This window comes from Cellulophaga sp. 20_2_10 (genome assembly GCF_023476645.1).
Taxonomy (GTDB): domain Bacteria; phylum Bacteroidota; class Bacteroidia; order Flavobacteriales; family Flavobacteriaceae; genus Cellulophaga.
This window is the reverse complement of the sequence record NZ_JAMCOJ010000002.1, coordinates 369,671-391,576: the sequence shown is the minus strand read 5'-3', so window position 1 is coordinate 391,576 and position 21,906 is coordinate 369,671. Positions and strand designations below refer to the sequence as shown.

Annotated in this window: 14 protein-coding genes; 7 read left to right on the top strand and 7 right to left on the bottom strand. The window is 33.7% G+C overall.

What is annotated here, in order from left to right; genetic code table 11:
* Positions 1–27 precede the first annotated feature (27 nt).
* The 6 genes from M4I21_RS05705 to M4I21_RS05680 all read right to left on the bottom strand — a co-directional run bounded on the left by M4I21_RS05705 (position 28) and on the right by M4I21_RS05680 (position 11,613).
* Entirely contained in the window at positions 28–1,512 is a 1,485-nt protein-coding gene (locus tag M4I21_RS05705) for a SusD/RagB family nutrient-binding outer membrane lipoprotein (protein ID WP_249558156.1), read from the bottom strand.
* A 4-nt stretch (positions 1,513–1,516) separates the two neighbouring features.
* Complete coding sequence (locus M4I21_RS05700) at positions 1,517–4,624, bottom strand: SusC/RagA family TonB-linked outer membrane protein (protein ID WP_249558155.1); 3,108 nt, start codon at positions 4,622–4,624, stop codon at positions 1,517–1,519.
* Between the two features lie 261 nt (positions 4,625–4,885).
* Positions 4,886–7,093 carry a GH92 family glycosyl hydrolase gene (locus M4I21_RS05695; protein WP_249558154.1) on the bottom strand — a complete coding sequence of 736 codons (2,208 nt, stop codon included), beginning with the start codon at positions 7,091–7,093 and terminating at the stop codon, positions 4,886–4,888.
* 10 nt (positions 7,094–7,103) lie between these two features.
* Entirely contained in the window at positions 7,104–9,428 is a 2,325-nt protein-coding gene (locus tag M4I21_RS05690) for a glycoside hydrolase family 20 protein (RefSeq protein ID WP_249558153.1), read from the bottom strand.
* A 12-nt stretch (positions 9,429–9,440) separates the two neighbouring features.
* Positions 9,441–10,565, bottom strand: coding sequence for a family 10 glycosylhydrolase (locus M4I21_RS05685; RefSeq protein WP_249558152.1), 1,125 nt, complete (start codon positions 10,563–10,565; stop codon positions 9,441–9,443).
* Positions 10,552–11,613 carry a carbohydrate-binding family 9-like protein gene (locus tag M4I21_RS05680; protein WP_249558151.1) on the bottom strand — a complete coding sequence of 354 codons (1,062 nt, stop codon included), beginning with the start codon at positions 11,611–11,613 and terminating at the stop codon, positions 10,552–10,554. The genes M4I21_RS05685 and M4I21_RS05680 overlap by 14 nt, the downstream gene beginning before the upstream one ends.
* A 248-nt stretch (positions 11,614–11,861) precedes the next feature.
* Between M4I21_RS05680 and M4I21_RS05675 the strand changes: the two genes are divergently transcribed.
* From M4I21_RS05675 to M4I21_RS05645, 7 genes are all read left to right on the top strand, one after another.
* Positions 11,862–12,947, top strand: coding sequence for a sensor histidine kinase (locus M4I21_RS05675; RefSeq protein ID WP_249558150.1), 1,086 nt, complete (start codon positions 11,862–11,864; stop codon positions 12,945–12,947).
* Positions 12,947–13,660 (top strand): LytR/AlgR family response regulator transcription factor, encoded by a 714-nt coding sequence (locus M4I21_RS05670; protein ID WP_249558284.1) that lies wholly within the window; start codon positions 12,947–12,949, stop codon positions 13,658–13,660. Before M4I21_RS05675 ends, M4I21_RS05670 begins: the two co-directional genes overlap by 1 nt.
* 155 nt (positions 13,661–13,815) lie before the next feature.
* On the top strand, positions 13,816–16,179 hold the full coding sequence (locus M4I21_RS05665) for a PSD1 and planctomycete cytochrome C domain-containing protein (RefSeq protein WP_249558149.1): 2,364 nt from the start codon (positions 13,816–13,818) through the stop codon (positions 16,177–16,179).
* A 2-nt stretch (positions 16,180–16,181) separates the two neighbouring features.
* The gene (locus M4I21_RS05660) at positions 16,182–17,675 is read left to right on the top strand and encodes a DUF1501 domain-containing protein (RefSeq protein WP_249558148.1); all 1,494 of its coding nucleotides are present in this window, start codon (positions 16,182–16,184) and stop codon (positions 17,673–17,675) included.
* A gap of 30 nt (positions 17,676–17,705) precedes the next feature.
* Positions 17,706–18,743: an NHL repeat-containing protein gene (locus tag M4I21_RS05655; RefSeq protein WP_249558147.1), complete on the top strand. Its 1,038-nt coding sequence runs from the start codon at positions 17,706–17,708 to the stop codon at positions 18,741–18,743.
* 18 nt (positions 18,744–18,761) lie between these two features.
* Entirely contained in the window at positions 18,762–19,568 is an 807-nt protein-coding gene (locus M4I21_RS05650) for an FN3 associated domain-containing protein (RefSeq protein WP_249558146.1), read from the top strand.
* Complete coding sequence (locus M4I21_RS05645) at positions 19,568–21,628, top strand: FN3 associated domain-containing protein (RefSeq protein ID WP_249558145.1); 2,061 nt, start codon at positions 19,568–19,570, stop codon at positions 21,626–21,628. Before M4I21_RS05650 ends, M4I21_RS05645 begins: the two co-directional genes overlap by 1 nt.
* On the opposite strand, the gene M4I21_RS05640 is transcribed toward M4I21_RS05645, so the two are convergent.
* Entirely contained in the window at positions 21,625–21,900 is a 276-nt protein-coding gene (locus tag M4I21_RS05640) for an ATP-dependent Clp protease adaptor ClpS (RefSeq protein ID WP_249558144.1), read from the bottom strand. The genes M4I21_RS05645 and M4I21_RS05640 overlap by 4 nt on opposite strands.
* Positions 21,901–21,906 lie beyond the last annotated feature (6 nt).

The window sequence follows — 21,906 nt, the reverse complement described above, 5'->3', positions numbered from 1 at the left end:
AAAAAACTAAATAATTACACTAAAAAATTATTTATCCCACCATACTCTTGTTGTAAGTACATCTGGTCCTTGAGAAGCTATTGCTGCTGCATAGTTCTCTGGGTTATTACTTTGTTCGCTAGTTGCATATGTAAGTCTTCTTGGTATGGTTCCACCTGTTTCATTACCTGGGTAATTTGTTGGTGTTAAATTAGGAAAACCTACTCTTCTCCAGTTTGCGAAAGCTTCATATTCATTTAAGAAAGTGGCAGCCCAATACTGTGTATTAATCTGCTCTATAGCATTAGCTGCATCAAACGGGTTATTAGTTAAATATGTATCTATGTCTGCATCTGCAATAATAGCATCATCACCATAAATTGATAACATTTTCATTGCTGCTCTTACACCTGCATTGTAATGTACCTCTGCATCACCACCAGCTAAGCCCCAACGCTCTGCTGCTTCTGCTAACATAAATTCTACCTCTGCATATGTTTGGTAAAACATTGGAGCACCTTCACCAGTAATAATACTTCTATTAGGTTCTGCATACAAATCTGTATCTAATTCTCCTGTTGCTTCTTCTAATAACTGACTATCTAAACCATTAGGTAAACCTTTAAGATCTGCAATAGCAGTACTACCATCACTTCTACGAGCAGCTAAAATTGGCAATCTAGGATCGTCTTGTAAAAAGTCTACAAAAGTCTTACTCATACGAGGATTACTATCCGCTGAAAAAGCTTCTCCATTACCATTTTTATTAATCCCTTCTGGTCCAACAGTATGCTGTATGTAAGCAATATCTGCATTAGACTCCATGACACCACCTGTTATAGCTTTAGTTACCCAAGCCTCAGAAGCACTAGCATCTACTTTTATTAAACGTAGACCTAATCTAAGCATCATAGAATTACCAAATCTTTTCCATTTAGCCTGGTCTCCTTGAAACATTAAATCTGCATCTCCAAAACCAGAAGTTCCAGAACCTAAAGCGGCTACAGATTCTTCTAATTCTTTTAACATATCTGCATAAATATCGCTTTGCTTGTCATATTTAGGAGTTAAGTTACCAGTAATAACAGCTTTACCAGCTTCTGAGTAAGGAACATCACCATACAAATCTGTTAATCTGTGGTAAATAAAAACTCTCATTATTCTAGTAATAGCTTTCATTTCTTCTGGCTGCTCTTCTTCATCTAATTGAACAAGCATATCTTCTACAGTTTTAATAGCATTGCCGTAAATACGGTCTATCATAGAAGAAGCATACCCTTTATTCCACGTATACTTATCTCCTGACCAGTAACCAGCGGTAGTAGACAAATGTTGCATCATTGTAGAAGAGTAAATTAAATTTGCTCTCCAGTTTTCATAACGCTCACCAGAAGTATACAACTGTGCTGCGCTAAATTTGGTTGTAACTGGCACCTGATTTGGTGCAGTAGGGTTCACGTTTAACTCTTCAAAACCCTTATCACAGGCTCCAAGAACTAATACAAATGATAATATAAATAATATTTTTCTCATGTTCTTAAAATTTTACATTTAGACTAAAACCATAGTTTCTAGTTGATGGTACACCAAAATATTCTAACCCTTGTGAGTTACCTACATTATATGTACTTTCTGGGTCTACATTATCTATACTTCTTGAAATGTAGAATAAGTTTCTTGCAATTAAAGAAACGCTTACACTATTAATAAATGTCTTTTCTAACATTGCTTCTGGTAAAGTGTAACCAATACTAAGTTCTCTAAATTTTATGTAATCTGAATCCTCAACAAACTCTTCTGCAATACGACTAACTCTTCCGTAGTATGTTTGCAAATCTTCTGGAGCAACTGTTGTTGTAAATGGCAAAGCTGTATCTCCATCTATCCCTGAAACTTCTAATCCATTTTCTCTTCCTTCTAAAGTTGTTTTATGTAAACCTGTACTATAGCCTAATGCATTAGTACCAGACAATATCTGCCCACCAAATTTACCATCTATTAAAAATCCAAGATTAAAATCTTTGTATCTAAATGTGTTACTCCATCCTAAAGTTAATGGTGGCACACCTTCTCCTAATATTTTACGTTCACCTTCTTGTGCAATTGGCACACCATCAGAATCTATATCGTAAATAATATTACCTGTATCATCTCTATTATAAGATACACCTACGATTGAACCGTAAGGCTCACCTACAATATGCGTAATTCTAGCATTTTGTGTTCTTGGCTCATCTAAACTAATAGGATTTCCGTCATCATTAGTTGCAGTAACTTCACTTTTATTATAAGCTCCATTAAAGCTTGTGTTCCAACTAAAATCCTCAGTTTTTATTGGTGTTCCAGATATTAAAAACTCTATACCTTTATTTTCTAAGCTACCAATATTTGCCGTAGCACTATCGTAACCAGAGAATACAGATGTAGAAATATTTACAATATCTTTTGTTGTTTCATTTTGATAATAAGCAACATCTAAAGATAATCTACTACCAAAAAGTCTAAGATCTAAACCAATTTCAGTTTCATCCTTTTCCCAAGGAACTAAATCTGCGTTAGGAACTGAACTACCGTTAATTCTACCTAATGTTTGCCCTTGATGTCCTTGTCCAAATATTTGATATGTTGGAGATAATTGATAGGCAGAATCTCCACCACCAGCTACACCAGAATAACCACCTCTAATTTTTAAGAAATCTATAAAGCTTGGTAACTCTAAAACATCAGATAAAATAATACTAGAATTTACAGAGAAGTAAAATTCGTTATTTGGTGTTGTTTTACCAGGGTAAGATAATGTAGAAAACCAATCGTTTCTCCCTGTAAATGTTAAGTAAGCCCATTTATCATAAGCAAAACCTAGAGAACCATAAATACCAGAAATTTTTCTCTCTTGGTAGTCTCTACTTCTAGACTGATCTCTTAAATTAGAAATATCTTCAAAACCAGGAACAACAAAATTGTCTCCTCCTAAATATAAATTTTCAGTTTTAATATGGTTCGAGTTTGCACCTAATAAACCATCTATGGTAAATTTATCTGTAATAGCTTTATTTACACCTAACATTACATCTGCATCAATCTGAGTATATCTTCCCTCAGTCTCTGTCATACCTCCTAAAACTTTATAAGCTGTTCCCCAAGGTTCTACATTAGTTGCTTTTCTTGTATAATGATCTACACCAACACGAGTAGAAGCATATAACCAATCTAAAATCTCGTAACGTAGAGAAGTAGAAGCTATAATTCTATTTTTAGAATCTTCATTGCTAAAGTTATAAGCTGCGTAGTATGGGTTTTGAGAGTATATGTTTGCAGAATATCCTCTTTCAGATCCATCTGGATTTGCACCCGGATTCATATCACGTACATCTATGTTAGGAGAAAGTAATGCTACAGAATAGTTTGCATTACCAGGAGCATCAGATAATCTTGGTCTATTAGTTGCATTTTCTACTATGTATTTTACGTTAACCTGACTCGTTAATTTATCTGCTAATACTGCACTTGTGTTTAAAGAAAAAGATTTTCTGTTAATTCCTGAATTAGGAACAATATCTTCATTATCAAGATCAGATACAGAAAGTCTGTAACTCATATTTTCAGAACCACTAGTTATTGCAATTGTATTAATAAACGTAGTACCTGTTCTATAAAAATGCTCTCTATTATCACCTGCATAAGAATAAGGTCTTTCTACACCATCCCACTGTACAACACTAGAGCCATCTAATTTTGGACCCCAAGAAGATAAACCTAAATCAAAAGCTTCAGACTGGTTAGATGGTACTCTACCTCTAGTTCCTTGTCCGTATGTAGTTTGAAAATCTGTTAAAGAAGTATCTACCTCATCAAAAGTAACAGAACTACTTATTTCTACTCCTAATCCTTTTTTCTGAGAACCATTTTTTGTTGTTATAATAATAACACCATTACCTGCTCTAGATCCGTAAAGAGCTGCTGCTGCACCACCTTTTAACACACTTACAGTAGCTATATCATCTGGATTAATACTAGAGATACCATCACCACCGTCACTACCTCCGTATGTGCCAGATGATCCATTGTTATCATTACCAATAGGAATACCATCTACTACGTATAGTGGCTGGTTATTACCCGTTAATGTACTATTACCACGAATAATTACTCTACTAGAACCTGCTGCACCTGTAGAGTTTTGTGTAATGTTTACACCAGCTACTTTACCCTGTAAAGAGTTAATTGCACTAACTTGTTTTACATTAGATAATTCGTCTCCACCAACTTCTGTTAATGAATATCCTAGTGCTTTTGCTTCCTTTTTAATACCTAAAGCCGTTACAACAACTTCGCCTAATTGTTCTGCATCCTCAGCCATTGTAACATTTACAGTAGTTTTACCTGTTACAAAAGAAGTTTTAAGCGTATAACCAATAGATGTAAATTCTAAAACAGAAGATTCATCTGCAACAGTTATAGTATATTTTCCATCAAAATCTGTAGATGTACCGTTAGAAGTTCCTTTCTCTAATACATTAACCCCCAAGAGAGGCATCCCAGATTCATCTGTAACCGTACCGGTTACAGTCTTGCTCTGTGCTACCATACCAGTGGTAAGGAGAAACAGCACAAACAATAGTAAGTAATGAGTTTTTCTTTGCATACTTAATTGAGTTTAATTGTTACGTTAGTTTTAGTTAATTAATGATTAAATTTTGCCTATTCATGTTAAAGACAGAAATTAATTCGACTAACAACTTTGTGGAAAAGCTAAGCGACATTAAAAAGAGGTACAAAAAAGGAATAAGCGTTAACCATTTGCTTAATACTTGCTATCTTATGTTAAACCAAACAAGCACAAAACCTTACAACTACTAGATAATTAGAAGATTACAAAGGAAAAAACTTGTTAAAAAAAGTACTCTTAATCCATATTTATTTCTAAAACAGTACCGTTTAATAAGTCTTGATGACTAATAAAGTAACCTTGTACAGCTTTATTATTTAATGTAATGGACTTTATTTTTCCGTCTAAATCTCCTGTTCTTTTTATAACCAACTTTTCATTTTTGTAATAGGTAGTATCTAAATGAAGGGTCATAGATGTAAACCTTGGCGTAGAAATAGTATAAATTGGTGTAGCCGGACTAACAGGATATATACCCATCATTGCATATACCAACCAAGCAGACATAGTACCTGTATCATCATTACCTGGTAAACCTGCTGGTGTATTTGTAAAATATGTTTTTATTAATTGTTGTACACGTTGTTGCGTTTTCCACTCGTCTCCTTTACTGTAGTTGTATAAAAAGGGATATGCTATGTCTGGCTCGTTAGCCATATCAAACTGGTTATTCTCAAAAATATAATCTAAATGAGATACAAATTGTTTTTTACCTCCCATTAATTTCATTAATCCCTTTATATCATGCGGTACCATAAAAGCATATTGCCAAGCGTTACCTTCTATATACCCAACATTTTTTTCAAAATTAGCTCCTTTGTATGGATCAAAGGGTGTGTACCAAGTACCATCACTATTTTTTGGTCGCATTAGTTTAAGTTTTTTATCAAACAATTTTCTGTATGATAAAGACTGATTATAGAACTTTTTATAATCGTCTTTTTTACCCAATGCCTTTGCTAATTGTGCTATTGCAAAGTCAGATATGTTATATTCTTCGGTTGAAGAAACAGGTCCTTCTCCGCCTCCGTCAACACTTAAATATCCATTTTTCCAATATTCCTTAATTCCTGGTCGCAACGGATTATTATTTAGCTGAGTTGCTCCTTTTACCATTGCAGCATATGCCTCATCAACATTAAAATCTGTAATACCACGTAAATAGGTATCTGCGATAACTACAGGTGCAGGGTCACCAACCATTGTAAAAGTTTCGGTTGAGTTTAACTCCCATTTAGGCAACCAACCATTCTCTTTATACATAGACAGCATACTATTAACCATATTAGATTGTTGTGCTGGGTACAAGGTGCTCATTAACGGATGGTAATTTCTGTAGGTATCCCAAAGTGAAAAAACAGTATATCTAGTTCCTTTTGTATTTCCAATTTTACCAGTTGCAATTTCTGGATAGTCCCCATTAAAATCGTTTAACGTATTTGGGTGTATTTGTGTATGATACAATGCTGTGTAAAATATTGTTTTATCATCGGTTGTACCACCTTCTACTTCCACCGTTGATAAATTCTTGTTCCAAGCTGCTTTTGTCTCCGAGTATATGTCCTCAAAACTTTTAGTTGCTGTTTCTTTTTCTAGATTTTCTCTAGCGTTTTCTATACTCACATAAGAAACCCCTATTTTAACCTCAACACTCGTTTTTTGCTTAAAATTGTAACGCATATATGCACCAATACTATCGCCAACAACCTCTTTAGTATACCCCTTCATAAGTCTGGTTTTACCATTATAAGTCATCCATTGCGCTTCTACACCATTGTATTTTCTAGGTTTTTTCCAGGCACCAAATTCTTCGGCTGGTTTAGAGAATTTAGCAACAAAATATACCGGATAAGCGTGTTCTGGGCTATTGTAACAAAAAGAACCAACAGTACGCATCCCCTCAATCTCTGTATTAGAAACTACTTTTACCATAGCACCTTGCTCATTGGTTAAACCCAATCCAAGGTTTACAAGTATATTAGATTCTCCTGCAGGAAAACTATATCTAGAAACACCTACTCTTGTTGTTGCAGTAAGTTCTGTTTTAATGTTGTATTTTGATAAGTTAACCGAATAGTAACCTGCTCTAGAAACCTCATCTGTATATGTAGTTCCATAGTCCATATGGTTTGTTTTAAGTACTCCTGTTGTAGGCATTGTTAATATTACTCCCAAATCTGGACAACCAACACCACTTAAGTTAACGTGAGTAAAACCTGTTAAAAAGGTATTTTGTTTTACATAGGGGTTAGACAACCAACCAGCATCTTTCTCTACAGCTACATTAAAAGGAGATACACTTGCCATACCTCTTGGTGCAATAGCTCCAGGGTTTGTTGCTCCAAAATTAGAAGTGCCAATAAACGGATTTACATAATCTACAGGCTCTTGCGCATAAACAAATGCAACTGCAACCAAAAAAATACTTAAAATTTTAAATCTCATATTTATCTATTTATTCTACAACAATTTCATCTACAAACAACCAAGCTCCTCCTCCTGTTGGCGGACGGCTTAAGTTCGTTGCTACTACTTTGATATACCTTGCTTTTGTTTGATCAAAATCTATTGTAAAATCTTTTAATTCTGATTTTCCATTGATTTTAAATGCTCTACTAATCTCTCCTACTTTGGTAAACTTTTTTCTATGTTTAGATGTAAACACTTCAACTTTTATTGGAAAATAAATACCAGAACCTTGATTTTCTAATGTACCTAAAGTCATTTTAGAAAATTCGGTTTCTTTCTCTAAATCTATAACCACTTCCATATTGTTACCTAACCAGCCTTGCCATTGACCGTCGTGGAAATTTTTAGAACCTCGCAGCACATTTACCAATCCCACTTCTTTTGCTCCTTGGTAACTTTTATGATACTCCTCTTTGTAAACAACCTCCTTAGCAGTAGCTTTATGGTAGTTAATTTCTTTCTCTAAAACCGGGCCTACTTTTTTTCCGTTTTCAAACATTGCTGCTTTTATCTTTGTTGAAGCAGTTAACGTAATAGGTTTTTTATATTGAAATGAAGATTGATGAACAGCACTACCATCTATAGAATATCTAATATCAGAATTAGGAAATTCATTTTTTAAAGCAATGGTTAAAATTCCCGTTTTTACATCAATTTTAGTATCTGTTGTAATTTGATAAGCACTTTTAGCATAATTAACCCCCATTACATCGTAACGCTTAAACAACTCTTTTACGCGGCCTGAAAAATTTGTCCAATCCTTATTTTCCTTTGAACTCCATACAGCTTCTGACATAGCTGCTAGTCTAGGAAAAATCATATACTCGGACTGCTCTTCTGTTGGCAAATACTCTGCCCATAGATTAGCTTGTCCGCCTAACACGTGCTTTTCTTGTGCAACAGACATACCCTCTACTACAGGATCAAAATTATACACTTTACGTAAAGGTGTATACCCACCAAAAGCAAGAGGTTCTTTATCTTGGTCTCCTTGGTAATGATCAAAATAACAATGTGTTCCTGGAGTCATTACAACATCATGCCCTTCTGCAGATGCTTCTAAACCTCCTTTTACACCTCGCCAACTCATCACCGTTGCTCCAGGTGCCAAACCTCCTTCTAAAATCTCGTCCCAACCAATTAAAACTCGGTCTTTAGAACTTATAAAACCTTCTATTCTTTTAATAAAATAGCTTTGCAACTCTTCTACGTTTGTTAAACCTTCTGCCTGTATTCTAGCTGCACAATGCGGACAGGTTTTCCAATTGGTTTTAGTAGCTTCATCTCCGCCAGCGTGTATATATTTAGACGGAAACAAATTCATCACCTCTGTTAAAACATCCTCTATAAAAGTAAACGTTTCTTCTTTTCCAGCGCAGTAAATATCCGTTATTGGCCAAACACCACCAGACGGAACCACAATAGGTTTAGCAAAACAAGAAAATTCTGGATACGCTGCTATTGCACTACTAACATGAGCAGGCATTTCTATTTCTGGAACTACCGTAATACCTCTTTCTGCTGCATAAGCAACAACTTCTTTTATTTGTTCTTGGGTATAAAAACCACCGTAAGCAGCTTCTGTTCCTAAAGAAGCGTTAGGTCTAGCGTTCCAAGGCTTATCTTCTTGGTCTACTCTAAAACCACCCACTTCTGTAAGTTTTGGATATTTTTTTATTTCTATACGCCAGCCTTGATCGTCTACCAAATGCCAATGAAAAGTATTCATTTTTAGCATTGCCATACGGTCTAAGGTTTTTTTAATATAATCTACCTCAAAGAAATGACGAGAAACATCTAACATTAAACCACGCCATTTAAAACGAGGAGTATCTCTAATTTCTAGATTAGGAACAACCCAATCTTCTTGTACCAACGTAGCACTTTCTATAGTTACAGGAAGTAGTTGTTTAATAGTTTCTAGACCATAAACAAAACCTGAATATGCATTTGCTTTTACAACTATTGTATTTGTTTTTATTGCCAGGTTATACTCCTCTTCTTTTAAAGTAGTATCTACCACAAACTGAATATAATTACTTGTGGGTACTGTAGAAACAACTTCTGTTTTTATGCCAGAGACTTTCTCCAATTTAATAGAAAAAGAGCGCAATAAATTTTGTTGTTCTTTTGTTTCTGCAACTAATTTGGTGGCATTCGTAAACCTAAAACTACCGGTGTTTAGCTTTGTAAATAGTGGTTTAGGAATTATATTTATATCCTCTTTTGTAAATATTTTTTCTTCTTTATTTTCACAACCAAAAGCAGCTACTAACAATAAAAAGGCTAATATGTATTTAGAGTGCTTCATAAATTGCAACAATTAATTTAGTTCTTGACTAAGTCTTTTTATCACTTTAAATTGTTCATCTGTAAGTGCATTACCATCAAAGATAGAAACTCCTTTTGCGCCATTATCTTTTGCTAATAGAATTGCTTTTTCTAGATCAGAAACCGACATATCAGGCACATAAATACCTGTATGTAATTCGGTTTTAGAATTTTTAAGATCTTTTACTCCCTCTCCTGTAGCATAACCAATCCAATCTATTTCTTCATTGTAAAAATTGTGATAAATCATTGGTAATACTTTATCTACGTTCCATTTATCCCAGCGTTGACGCACCATATGATCTGCCATTTCTGGGTAAGGAAATACTGCTGCAGTTAATAGTTTATTGTTATTATGGGCAATTTCATAAGCTTCGTCTACAATAGCTTTTACTTTATTTAATCGAAACTGTTTCCACTCCATATCTATAGCAGGATTTTCTGAATCTCTAGGGTTTTTATGGTGCCCCTTTTCAAACTCAGCTACACATACATCACAGTAACAAAAATCGAATTCAGGTAACTCTACCTCTTGTTTTAAATTATATTTTGGTAATAAGCCAATAGGTAAAAAAATATCTGAATAACGAATATAATCTAAATGTACACTTGCTACACCTTCTACTTTTGCTAAACCTTCTACCAAACTTAAAATATGTGCTTTAGATTCTTTTCTAGTAGGACACAACCATTTGTAATAACCCACATACGGTGGCTCATCAAAACAAGATTTACCATCTCTACTAACTGCGTACCAATCTGGGTGTTGTTCTGCAATTGCATCTCCTGGTCTGTTAACTGTAAACATCCACGCGTGTACATTTAAACCCTCTTTTTTTGCTATAGGCGTAATTCTACTTAATAACTTAGGGTCTGTACCTGTATTAATTAAAACATCTGTAATTCCGTTTGCGTTATATTTAGCAAACTCTTGTTGGTATGCAGCATCTTCTTTTTCTGCATTCGCAGATGTCCACGTCCAAAATGTAAAACTATCTGTAGTAGCATTAGCCACTGGAGCCACTGTTTCTTTGGATTTTTTCTCTTCACAAGAAAACAACAATATCACGGCTAAAAAACCCACTACTACCTGTAAAAATATCTTATTCTGCTTCATAACTACTAAATTTACCATCTTCTTTAATTGCTAGTATTTTATTTGTAAATGGACTCTTTACCCAAATATTAAATCCTGTTGTATGCTTTTCTAACGTAGGTTTTATTAGTGCACCTAATACCTTTTTAGGTTGTATTAATTTTTCATCCTTATGATCTACAAAGTTTAAAAAAACATCATACAAATACCATTTAAGATGTTCGTCTTTTGGAATATTCCATTCTGGTAGAGATCCATCCACCTCATCAGAAAAATAAACATAACCCCATTTATTAGGCTTATGCATATTAATTACACCTTGCGGAGACCAAACCCAATTGTACTCTGGTAGTGCTTTACCATTAGCATCTTTCTTTTTTGCATACGTACCATCTGTAATAGTATGCTGCCATTGCACTCGCGAAAAATTTATACGCCAAAAATCATTTACAGGTATTGTTTTTAAATTAGAAGGTTCTAACATAGCTGCCCAAGGAATAGCAATTTCAACTGTCCAGCTTTTATCTGTATCAGAACTATTATTTAAAGTTCCGTTTACATGTACGGCAGATTTTAATCCGTTTATATCCCAATTATTTATAGCGGCACCACCTTGACTATAGGTTTTTGTAAGCAACAAATCCCAAACGGTATTTAACACATTTACCTCTAATTCCATATAATTATGAGTGGTGCCTTTAGGGTCTATGAAGATTTCAAAATCGTTGTTATGAAAAATTACAGCATCCCTTTTTGTTATATCTCCCCAAATATGAGGCTCTTCTAATTTTGTGAAAAAATACAGGTATTTTGCATCCCAAAGCATTTTAACTCTTGTGGTATAATTTGCTTTTTTATCTCCTTCAATATCTATAAAAATATCTGACCACTCTGCATTTTTCCAAGATTCCTCTGTATCTAAACCATCTACAGTTAGACTATCTAACACTTTAAAAGCTGTATATTTTTTTGGCATTTCTTGGGCAGCCGCAGCAGCACAACCTAGGTATAATAAAAAAAGAAAAACAGCTATTTTTTGTTTGGTTTTTACAGAAGTATCTACACTCATAATCTTATATTATTGGTAACTTTATTTTAACCTTATTATAATTTAGTTGTTAATTAAATTATTTTTTATACTTTTCACGCGTCCTATTCTGCATATAGTACAAAGCAGGGCTATCTAGTTTTATACTGTACAACAACTCTTTATAAATATTCTTTTTTTTATTTATACTGAAAATAATTTTAGACCAATAACGACAGGCAAATGCTAAACGATAAAATAGTAGAGACAAAAACAACGAAACCAAATAAATGAACATAAATAATAATGTAGACTCTTTTATTGATCACAACTCCTCTAAAGGTTTTGATATTAACTACAAACACCACATTACTTTCTGGTGTATCTACTTTATATTTAACAGTTTAAGGTATAGTAATATTCACCAAGATTTTATGCTTTCTTTTCATATGAATCTTATTGGTTTTCCAATACATATGGCAATTGCATACTTTAATGTCTATTACTTAATGCCAAAGTTCGTTTTCAAAAAAAAGTACTTTAGTTATACCATTTCTGTAATTGCCACACTACTTGTAATGCTATTCGTAAAATACTATGCAACATATTATTTTATTGGTCCCAATGTTTGGCCAGAAGGCCCTGAAGAATTAGAGGGATTAAGTATAAACTACGCTACAACTATGATGGTTGGCGAGCTTTATGTTTCTTCTTTTGTTGCCGCTATAAAACTTACTATAGATTGGCTAAAAGAACATAGTAAACTACACGAATTAGAAAAAAGACAATTAAGTACAGAATTGCGTTTTTTACGTTCGCAAGTATCGCCTCATTTCTTTTTTAACACACTTAATAATGTGTATTCTTTAACCTTAGAAAAGTCTGATAGAGCTCCCGAAGTAATTTTAAAGCTATCTGAATTAATGCGTTACTTATTGTACGCAACCAAAAAAAATAAACAAGATCTTAAAAGTGAATTAGACTGTATACAAAACTACTTAGACTTAGAGCGTTTACGTTTTGATGAATCTTTAAACATAAATTTTAGTATTTCAGGAGACCTAGAAGGAAAACGTATTTCGCCGATGTTATTAATACCTGTTATAGAAAATTGCTTTAAACACGGTGCTAGCAAGAACATTGGAGATATGATTATAGATATAGATGTACAAGTAAGTGAAGACTTTTTACATTTTAAAGTATCTAATACTATCCCCGTACATAGTCCAGAAAGTTTAATACCTATTAGAAGTGGTGGTATTGGACTAAGCAATTTAAAAAAACGACTGGAATTGGGTTACAAAAAAGAAGACTACCACTTATCTATTTATGAAAAAGAGAAAATGTTTAATGTAATTCTAAAACTTAAAGTATGATTAAATTACGAACCATAATTATAGATGATGAGCCGCTTGCTATTAATGTTTTAAAAAATTATGTTTCTCAAGTACAAGAATTAGAATTAATAGAAACCTTTTCTAACGCTGTTGCTGCAACCACTTTTGTTCAGAAGAACACTGTAGACATCATTTTTTTAGATATTAATATGCCCATTTTAGATGGTTTAGATTTTTTAAAAAATCTACAATCTGTCCCTATGGTTGTAATGACTACTGCACATGAAGAATATGCATTAACCAGTTACGAGTTACAAGCTATAGACTACTTAGTAAAACCAATTCCTTTCCCTAGATTTTTACAGTCGGTACAACGTATTATTAAGCTTAAACAAAGCAGCACAACTCCTGTTAGCACAAGTAATACTGCAGAAAATCCTAGTATTTTTATAAAGATTGATAAAAAGAAATTACAAAAGATATTTTTAGAAGACATTTTGGTAATTGAAAGTTTAAAAGATTACATCCGCATAAAAACAAAATCAGACAAATACATAATTCACAGAACTTTAAGCAGTTTTACAGAGGAGTTACCTAGCGATAAATTTATAAGAATACACAGGTCGTATACAATATCTATCTGTAAAGTAGATACAATAGAAGGTAACAGTTTAGAAATTGGAGGTATACGCTATACTATTGGTCGTAGTTATATTAATGATGTAAAAGAAACCCTATTAGGAAATGCTTAATATTAAAACAGCATTTTAGTACTTAAAAAAAGAACAGAAGCTTAGTTTTTTAATCATATTAAGCTATTATCATTTGTTATTCGTCGATATTTATTGTAAATCCATTTTATAATACTAATATTTAGTACCTGTATAAATGCTTATTTTATTAAGGTATGATAAAAAAGAACTGGTTTCTATTAGCTAAAAAGTCTCTGCTAAAAATAGCGCTTGCTATTTTATTTACCATTAGTATGGTAAGCTGTAAAACAGATAACAAATATTCTGAAGTAGCAATTGCTGAAAATGGTGAAATTGCTATTCCTGATAAAATTGACTTTACCTTCCACGTAAAACCAATAATATCAGATAGGTGTTTTATATGTCACGGACCAGATAAAAATGCTGTAGAAGGTAACTTTTCTATGGTATCGCCAGAAGAAGCCTATAAAGCTTTAGGTGAAAAAATGGATCATTTTGCCATAGTTCCTGGCAATATTGAAAAAAGCGGAATGATAAACCGCATTTACTCTGAAGATCCAGGTGTTATTATGCCTCCTCTAGAATCGAACTTAATTCTTACCAATTACGAAAAAGCGATACTAAAAAAATGGGTAGAGCAAGGTGCCGAATATAAAGATCACTGGGCTTTTATACCCCCTGTAGAACAAACTGTTCCTGAGAAAAAAGAAGATTGGGGCAACAATGAAATAGATAATTTTATTTATCAAAAACTAGAAGAAAATAATCTAAAACCTTCTAAAAAAGCATCTAAAGAAAAATTAATCAGAAGAGTCTATTTCGATTTAACTGGCTTACCTCCATCGCCAAAAGCAATACATCAATTTTTAAAAGACTCATCTTCTAATGCCTATGAAAAAGTAATAGACAATTTACTTTCTTCTCAAGATTATGCAGAGAATATGGCAGCCGAATGGATGGATATTGCTCGCTATGCAGATACTCACGGTTACCAAGACGATTTTGAACGTACAATGTGGCCTTGGAGAGATTGGGTTATTCACGCTTTTAAAAATAACATGGCGTACAACGAGTTTGTAACAGATCAACTAGCAGGAGATTTAGTACCAAACGCATCTTTAGAACAAATTTTAGCTACAGGTTTTAATCGCAACCATAAGATTACTTATGAAGGTGGTGTAATTCCTGAAGAATACAGAGTAGAATATGTAGAAGATCGTATTACAACTTTTGGTACGGCTTTTTTAGGATTAACCTTAGAGTGTGCACGTTGCCACGACCACAAATACGATCCAATAAGTCAAAAAGCACACTTCTCTTTTTTTAGCTTTTTTAATAATATAGATGAAGACGGACTAGTTAATGGTGGTGCTGGTGTAATTCCTAAACCGTACATAACTATTACAGAAAAAGAAAAAAGTGACGTTCTAAATTTTGTCCGGTTAGAAAAATCTGAAGCTAAAGAAATTCCTGTAATGGTAATGCAAGAAATGGAGACGCCAAGGCAAGCATATATACTTAATAGAGGGGCTTACGACCAACACGGAGAAAAAGTATATCCAGATACTCCAGAAACTATATTAAAATTTCCTGAAGAATTTGAAAAAAACCGATTAGGACTAGCTAAGTGGTTGTTTCATAAAGACAACCCATTAACTGCTAGAGTTGCTGTAAATCGTTTTTGGCAACGTATGTTTGGCACAGGCATAGTTGCTAGTTCTTATGATTTTGGCAATCAAGGAGCGCTGCCTTCTCACCCAGAATTATTAGATTATTTAGCCCTTAAGTTTAGAAACAGTGGCTGGGACACTAAAGACATTCTTAAATCTATAGCTATGTCCCAAACCTACCAACAGAGTACAGTTATATCAAAAGAAAATTTAGAAAAAGACCCGCCCAACAAATGGCTTTCTCGCGCACCAAGATTACGATTATCTGCCGAAATGATAAGAGACCAAGCACTTTTTGTTAGTGGGTTATTAAATACAGAAGTTGGTGGTCCAAGTGTAAAACCTTACCAACCAGATGGTATTTGGGAAGAAACGACTGGTGGCGGTGGCGGTAGTACATCTTCTTATATTTTAAGTGAAGGCAAAGATTTGTACAGAAAAAGTTTATACACCTTCTGGAAAAGAACGGTACCACCACCTAGTATGATAACTTTTGATGCTGCATCTAGAGATTTATGTTCTGTAAAAAGACAAGAAACAAATACTCCGCTACAAGCATTGGTTCTTTTAAACGATCCGCAACTTATAGAAGCTGCTAGGGTATTAGCAAGTAATGCAATAACAACGAACCAAGACCTAACAAAACAAATAGTTTACATTTTTGAATCGGCAACATCTAGGTTACCAGACGAAACCGAAATTACAGAGCTTAGCAACCATTACAACGATATGCTTAACAGAATAAGTAGCAATGAAATTAAGGTAGACGAATACTTATCTATTGGTTCTTACAAAGTAGATACTGCAATTTCATCAGAAAAGTTAGCCGCATTGTCTTTAACAGCGCATACCATTTTAAATCTAGATGAAACTATAACAAAAGGATAGTTATGAGTGAGAAGAAAATTTTAGAAGAGCGATCGCTAATTTTAAATCGTAGGGCTTTCTTAGGAAAAACAGCTTTAGGTCTTGGTGGTACTGCTTTAGCATCCTTAATGGGCTATAGTTATTTTAATAAGAGTCCAAACGGGGTACTTTCGCCTTCTAACACAATAGCAGGCTCTAAAGGAGCATTAAATACCTTGCATCATCCTGCAAAAGTTAAAAGAGTTATTTATTTGTTTCAGAGTGGTGGCCCTTCTCAGTTAGAGTTGTTTGATTATAAACCTCTTTTAAATTTACGCAGGGGTGAAGATTTACCAGAGTCTATAAGAAACGGTCAACGTTTAACAGGAATGACTTCTGGGCAAGATAAATTTCCTTTGGTAGGTTCTCAATTCGATTTTAAACAATACGGAAAAAATGGCACTTGGATAAGTGACTTATTACCCTACACGGCAAAAATGGTAGATGACTTATGTATTGTAAAATCTATGCATACAGAAGCTATAAACCACGATCCTGCTGTTACTTTTTTTCAAACAGGATCGCAACAACCTGGCAGGCCTAGTATAGGTTCTTGGTTAAGTTATGGTATTGGTAGTGAAAACGATAATTTGCCTGCTTTTACTGTCCTGTTATCAAGAGGTACCGGTAGACCACAAGGTCAGCCACTATATACAAGATTATGGGGTAATGGGTTTTTAAATTCATTGCACCAAGGTGTTCAATTTAGAGCTGCAAAAGATCCTGTTTTATATTTAAACGATCCTAAAGGAACTACAAAAGAGACTAAACGTGCAGTTTTAGATAAATTAGCCTCTTTAAATGATAAGCAATACACAGAATTTGGAGATCCAGAAATACAAAGCAGAATTGCACAATATGAGATGGCATACAGAATGCAAACTTCTGTCCCAGATGTTATGAATATAGATAATGAGCCAGATTATATTTATAAAATGTATGGTTCCGATGCTAAAATACCGGGCACCTTTGCTGCAAACTGTTTACTAGCTAGAAAGTTAGCAGAAAAAGATGTTCGTTTTATACAACTCTACCATATGGGCTGGGATCAGCATGACAATTTACCTGGAGCAATTAAAAAACAAGCTAAAGACGTAGATCAGGCATCTGCTGCTCTTGTTGCTGATTTAAAGCAACGTGGTTTATTAGAAGATACACTTATTGTTTGGGGTGGCGAGTTTGGAAGAACCAACTACTCCCAAGGTATACTAACTGAGGATAACTACGGAAGGGATCACCACCCGAGAAGTTTTACGATGTGGATGGCCGGTGGCGGTATTAAGCCAGGAATTAGCTACGGAGAAACAGATGACTTTGGGTACAACATTGTAAAAAACCCAGTACATGTACACGATTTTCAAGCAACAATGATGCATCTTCTTGGTATAGACCATAAAAAACTAACCTACAAATACCAAGGACGTAGATTTAGATTAACAGATGTAGAAGGTAATGTTATAAAAGACATATTATCCTAACCAAAACCAATCAGCCATTCTAAACCACTTATGAACAGAAGAAACTTTATACAAAATACTAGTTTAGCTAGCGCTGGACTACTTTTCTGTACTCCCGCATTACATGCTATGCATCCTTACAAAGATGCAATAATTGGTCACGGCGATTTTAAATACAAAATTGATCTAAATTGGGGTGCACTAAATGCTAATTTTTACCCTGTAGAAAATTGTCACGAAATGGTACAAGATTCTAAAGGCAGAATTATTCTACTAACAGATCACATTAAAAATAATGTTATTGTTTATGACAAATCTGGCAATTTAATTGAGGTTTGGGGCACAGAATTTCCAGGTGCACACGGACTAACGTTAAATGTAGAAAACGGAGAAGATTTTTTATACATAGCAGATAACAATAGACATGAAGTAATTAAAACAACTATAGATGGTAAGGTGGTTCAAATATTTAAATTCCCTGAAACTGCTGGAAAATATAAGAATAAAGAAGAATATATACCTACAGAAACTGCTGTTGCTGCTAACGGAGATGTTTATATTACAGACGGCTACGGAGCACAGCACATTCTTCATTACAATGAAAAAGGCCACTTACTAAACGTTTTTGGAGGTAAAGGCAAAGAAGATCATTTGTTTGGTAACGCACACGGTATTACTATAGACACACGTGCAAATGCAGCGCCTACACTACTTATTACAGACCGTATGGAAAACAAGTTTAAACGCTTTAGTATGCAGGGCGAATATATAAGTACCATACATTTACCGGGGGCTTTTGTATGCAGACCTGTAATACATAAAGAAAATATTTATACCGCTACTATTTGGTCTGGAGAAGGAGCTATGAATACAGGTTTTGTATCCATCTTAAATAAAGAAAATAAATTAGTGTCTGCTCCAGGAGGTACAGAGCCTATTTACAGCAAAGACGGCATTTTACAACCTATGCAACAGGCTTTAAAAGTTTTTAAGAATCCGCATGACGTTTGTATAGATACCGATGAAAATCTTTATGTAGCGCAATGGAGCTCTGGAAAAACGTATCCTATAAAATTAACTAGAGTATAAATTGCAATCAATTAATCTATGAAAAACATAGTATACGTAATGGTTATTGTATTGTTTTTTTCTTGTATTGAAAGTAAAAGAACAAGCTTTACCCAAACAAAAGATATCAAGGTAGTTTCCCCAAATTTCACCGTAGATTCTATATTTTTTAAAAACTATGCTACTATTAACTTTAGAACCGCAATAGCCAATACAGAGCTAAGGTATACTACAGATACTAGTAGCGTTACTAGCAACTCTAAATTAATTACATCTCCCTTAAAGGTGGATAAATCCTCACTCTTAAAAGCAAAGGCTTACCATCCAGATTTTAAAGAAAGTGAAGCTATAAAAATTCAATTAAAAAAAGTAAAACATTCTATTTCTAATGCCACGGTAACAATTAATCCTATGCCTAGTGCTAGTTACCCTGCCAATGGCCCTAGTAGTCTTACCGATCTTAAAAGTGGAACAATTCAATTTAAAAAAAATAATACGTGGCTAGGTTTTAATACTAATGAAGTAACTATTAAAATAGATTTAGAAAAAGAACTTTCACTTTCTACTATTACACTACATACACTTACTGCACAAGGAGATTGGATATTTGCACCAGAAGAAATCTTTATATATAGTAACTCTAAGGTAATTGGTAATTATAATAACAAAAATGCTAGCTCACAAACAAAAGAAAGTCCAACCATAGATTTTATAAACGTTCCTGTGACAGCCAACACTTATTCTTCTTTTACTATTACAATTAAAAGTTTAGACAAAATTCCCGCTTGGCATCCCGGAGCTAATAGTACGCCTTGGTTTTTTATTGACGAAATTATTGTAGAATAATGCAGATACACCTTTTAACAATCCAGATAGGAAATTTACACCCATTGTTTGTACACCTACCAATTGGGATACTAACCTTTGCTTTTATTTTAGAGATTTATCTAAAAATTAAAAAATCTGAACAAACAGATATTGCCAAACTAGCCTTAGGTTTAACCGCTTTTACCGCCTTACTTTCTTTAGGTACAGGTTGGCTTTTAGGAGACAATGGTGGTTATGATGAGGTTGCTTTATCTAGACATAAATGGATGGCTGTGGGGTTAACCGTTTGTAGTATTTTACTTTTTATTCTAAGAACATTGCCACATAATTGGTGCAAAAAAATATATGTTCCGTTGTTTATTATTACACTTGGTTTGCTGGGCCTTACAGGTCACCTAGGAGGAAATATGACTCATGGAGATGATTTTCTTTTTAAGCAACACGCCGTAACTGAACTTGCAATAGTAGATATAAATAAAGCTAATGCATATAAAGACATTGTGCAACCTATTCTCGACTCTAAATGTGTAAGCTGCCACAATCCAAATAAAGCCAAAGGAGAATTACTACTTACTTCTAAGATATCTATTATAGCTGGTGGAGAAAACGGCAGCATTTTGGACTCCGTTAATGGAGAAGCTGCCTCACTTATAACAAGATTACATTTGCCTTTAGACGATAAATTACATATGCCACCTAAAGGAAAAGTACAACTTACCTCAGAAGAAATTAGTTTATTAAAATGGTGGATAAAAAATAACAATTGTTTTGATTGTACAGTTGAAGAAACTGATGTAAGTCCACAAACAAAATCTATTTTAAAAACACTAGAAAAAGACACCACAGCATTAGGGAAATTAACTGCAACAGCAGAAATTGTACCCCTAGAGTGGATTTCTAAAATGAATGCAAATGGTTATAGCGTTACACCTTTAGCCGAAAAGAGCCCGTTACTAATTGTAACATTAGCCAGCAAGAAAAATATAACATCTAAAGATTTTAAATATTTAAACGAACACGCAGAAAACATTATTGAGTTAAATTTAGCATACACTAATTTTAACGATGATTTAGCTAGTGCTTTACCTAAATTTAAAAACCTTTTAAAACTACAATTACAAAAAACTAAAATTACTTCTGCTGCTTTAAAAGATATTGATAAGTTAAACTTACTAGAATCTTTAAATTTATATGGTACTGCTGTTAAAAGTGATGCTTTTAAATACATTAAAAAACTAAAGAATCTAAAAAAACTATACTTGTACCAAACAGCTATAACAAATACCGAATTAGCTCGTTTAAAAAAGGAAAAACCAAACCTTATTACAAAGCATTTAGCAGATACACTTTTTAATAATGCTGTACTAAACAACCCATACATAGTAGATGCATCAGATTTTTTCAATGACAAACTAGATTTACAATTAGAACACGTTTTTAAGAGTGCTACTATATTTTACACAACCGATGGCACAGAGCCAGATACCACCGCAATAAAATATACCTCACCTATTCGTATTAAAGAATCCAAAACAGTTAAGTTTTTTGCATACAAAAAAGATTGGGTTCAAAGTGATGTAGTAACCGCTAATATTAAAAAAAGCGGATTGCTTTTAGATTCTATTTGGTTACAAAAAAAACCGCATGAAAATTATAGAGGTGATGGTGCAAACACCCTAAAAGATTTAAAAAGGGGGACTGTAAATTTTCAAGATGGAGCTTGGCTTGCTTATCAAGGAGAAAACCTAAATACAACTATTGCTTTTAATGAACCTAAAAAAATAAGCACTGTTTCTATTGGCTCATTAACAAAACCTACCAGCTGGATTTTTCATCCAATAGGCTATAAAGTTTGGGTCTCTAACAACAACAAAGACTTTAAGTTACTTAAATCTATAAAATTACCTATTCCAAAAAAGTATGTAGACGATGCTATTGCCTTTTACGATATTACTTTTGAAGAAACTGAAGTTAAATATGTGAAAATTGAAGTTGAAAACATAACAAAAAACCCAGTTTGGCATCCAAATCCTGGAGGTCAAAGCTGGGTTTTTGTAGATGAAATTCTTATTAATTAAACTATCTCTGCACTTAAGCCTGCTTGTAATAGTTTGCTACATCTTGGTTCTAAATCTTTATAATCACCTGTTTTTACAGTGCATTTACCTTTGTAATGCACTAAAAAAGCACATTGCTCTGCCTGTAAAGGTGTGTGGTCGCAAGCAGCAACTAAAGTATCTATAACATGATCAAATGTATTTACATCATCATTAAATAATACTATCTCATTGTTGTTTGCTACCTCTTCTTCTACTAATAGTTCTTCTAAATATTTTTCCTGATTACTCATAACCCT

Coding starts and splice junctions, on each gene's coding strand:
- M4I21_RS05705 (WP_249558156.1), bottom strand. CDS start 1,512: ATGAGAAAAATATTATTTATATTATCATTTGTATTAGTTCTTGGAGCC.
- M4I21_RS05700 (WP_249558155.1), bottom strand. CDS start 4,624: ATGCAAAGAAAAACTCATTACTTACTATTGTTTGTGCTGTTTCTCCTT.
- M4I21_RS05695 (WP_249558154.1), bottom strand. CDS start 7,093: ATGAGATTTAAAATTTTAAGTATTTTTTTGGTTGCAGTTGCATTTGTT.
- M4I21_RS05690 (WP_249558153.1), bottom strand. CDS start 9,428: ATGAAGCACTCTAAATACATATTAGCCTTTTTATTGTTAGTAGCTGCT.
- M4I21_RS05685 (WP_249558152.1), bottom strand. CDS start 10,565: ATGAAGCAGAATAAGATATTTTTACAGGTAGTAGTGGGTTTTTTAGCC.
- M4I21_RS05680 (WP_249558151.1), bottom strand. CDS start 11,613: ATGAGTGTAGATACTTCTGTAAAAACCAAACAAAAAATAGCTGTTTTT.
- M4I21_RS05675 (WP_249558150.1), top strand. CDS start 11,862: ATGAACATAAATAATAATGTAGACTCTTTTATTGATCACAACTCCTCT.
- M4I21_RS05665 (WP_249558149.1), top strand. CDS start 13,816: ATGATAAAAAAGAACTGGTTTCTATTAGCTAAAAAGTCTCTGCTAAAA.
- M4I21_RS05660 (WP_249558148.1), top strand. CDS start 16,182: ATGAGTGAGAAGAAAATTTTAGAAGAGCGATCGCTAATTTTAAATCGT.
- M4I21_RS05655 (WP_249558147.1), top strand. CDS start 17,706: ATGAACAGAAGAAACTTTATACAAAATACTAGTTTAGCTAGCGCTGGA.
- M4I21_RS05650 (WP_249558146.1), top strand. CDS start 18,762: ATGAAAAACATAGTATACGTAATGGTTATTGTATTGTTTTTTTCTTGT.
- M4I21_RS05645 (WP_249558145.1), top strand. CDS start 19,568: ATGCAGATACACCTTTTAACAATCCAGATAGGAAATTTACACCCATTG.
- M4I21_RS05640 (WP_249558144.1), bottom strand. CDS start 21,900: ATGAGTAATCAGGAAAAATATTTAGAAGAACTATTAGTAGAAGAAGAG.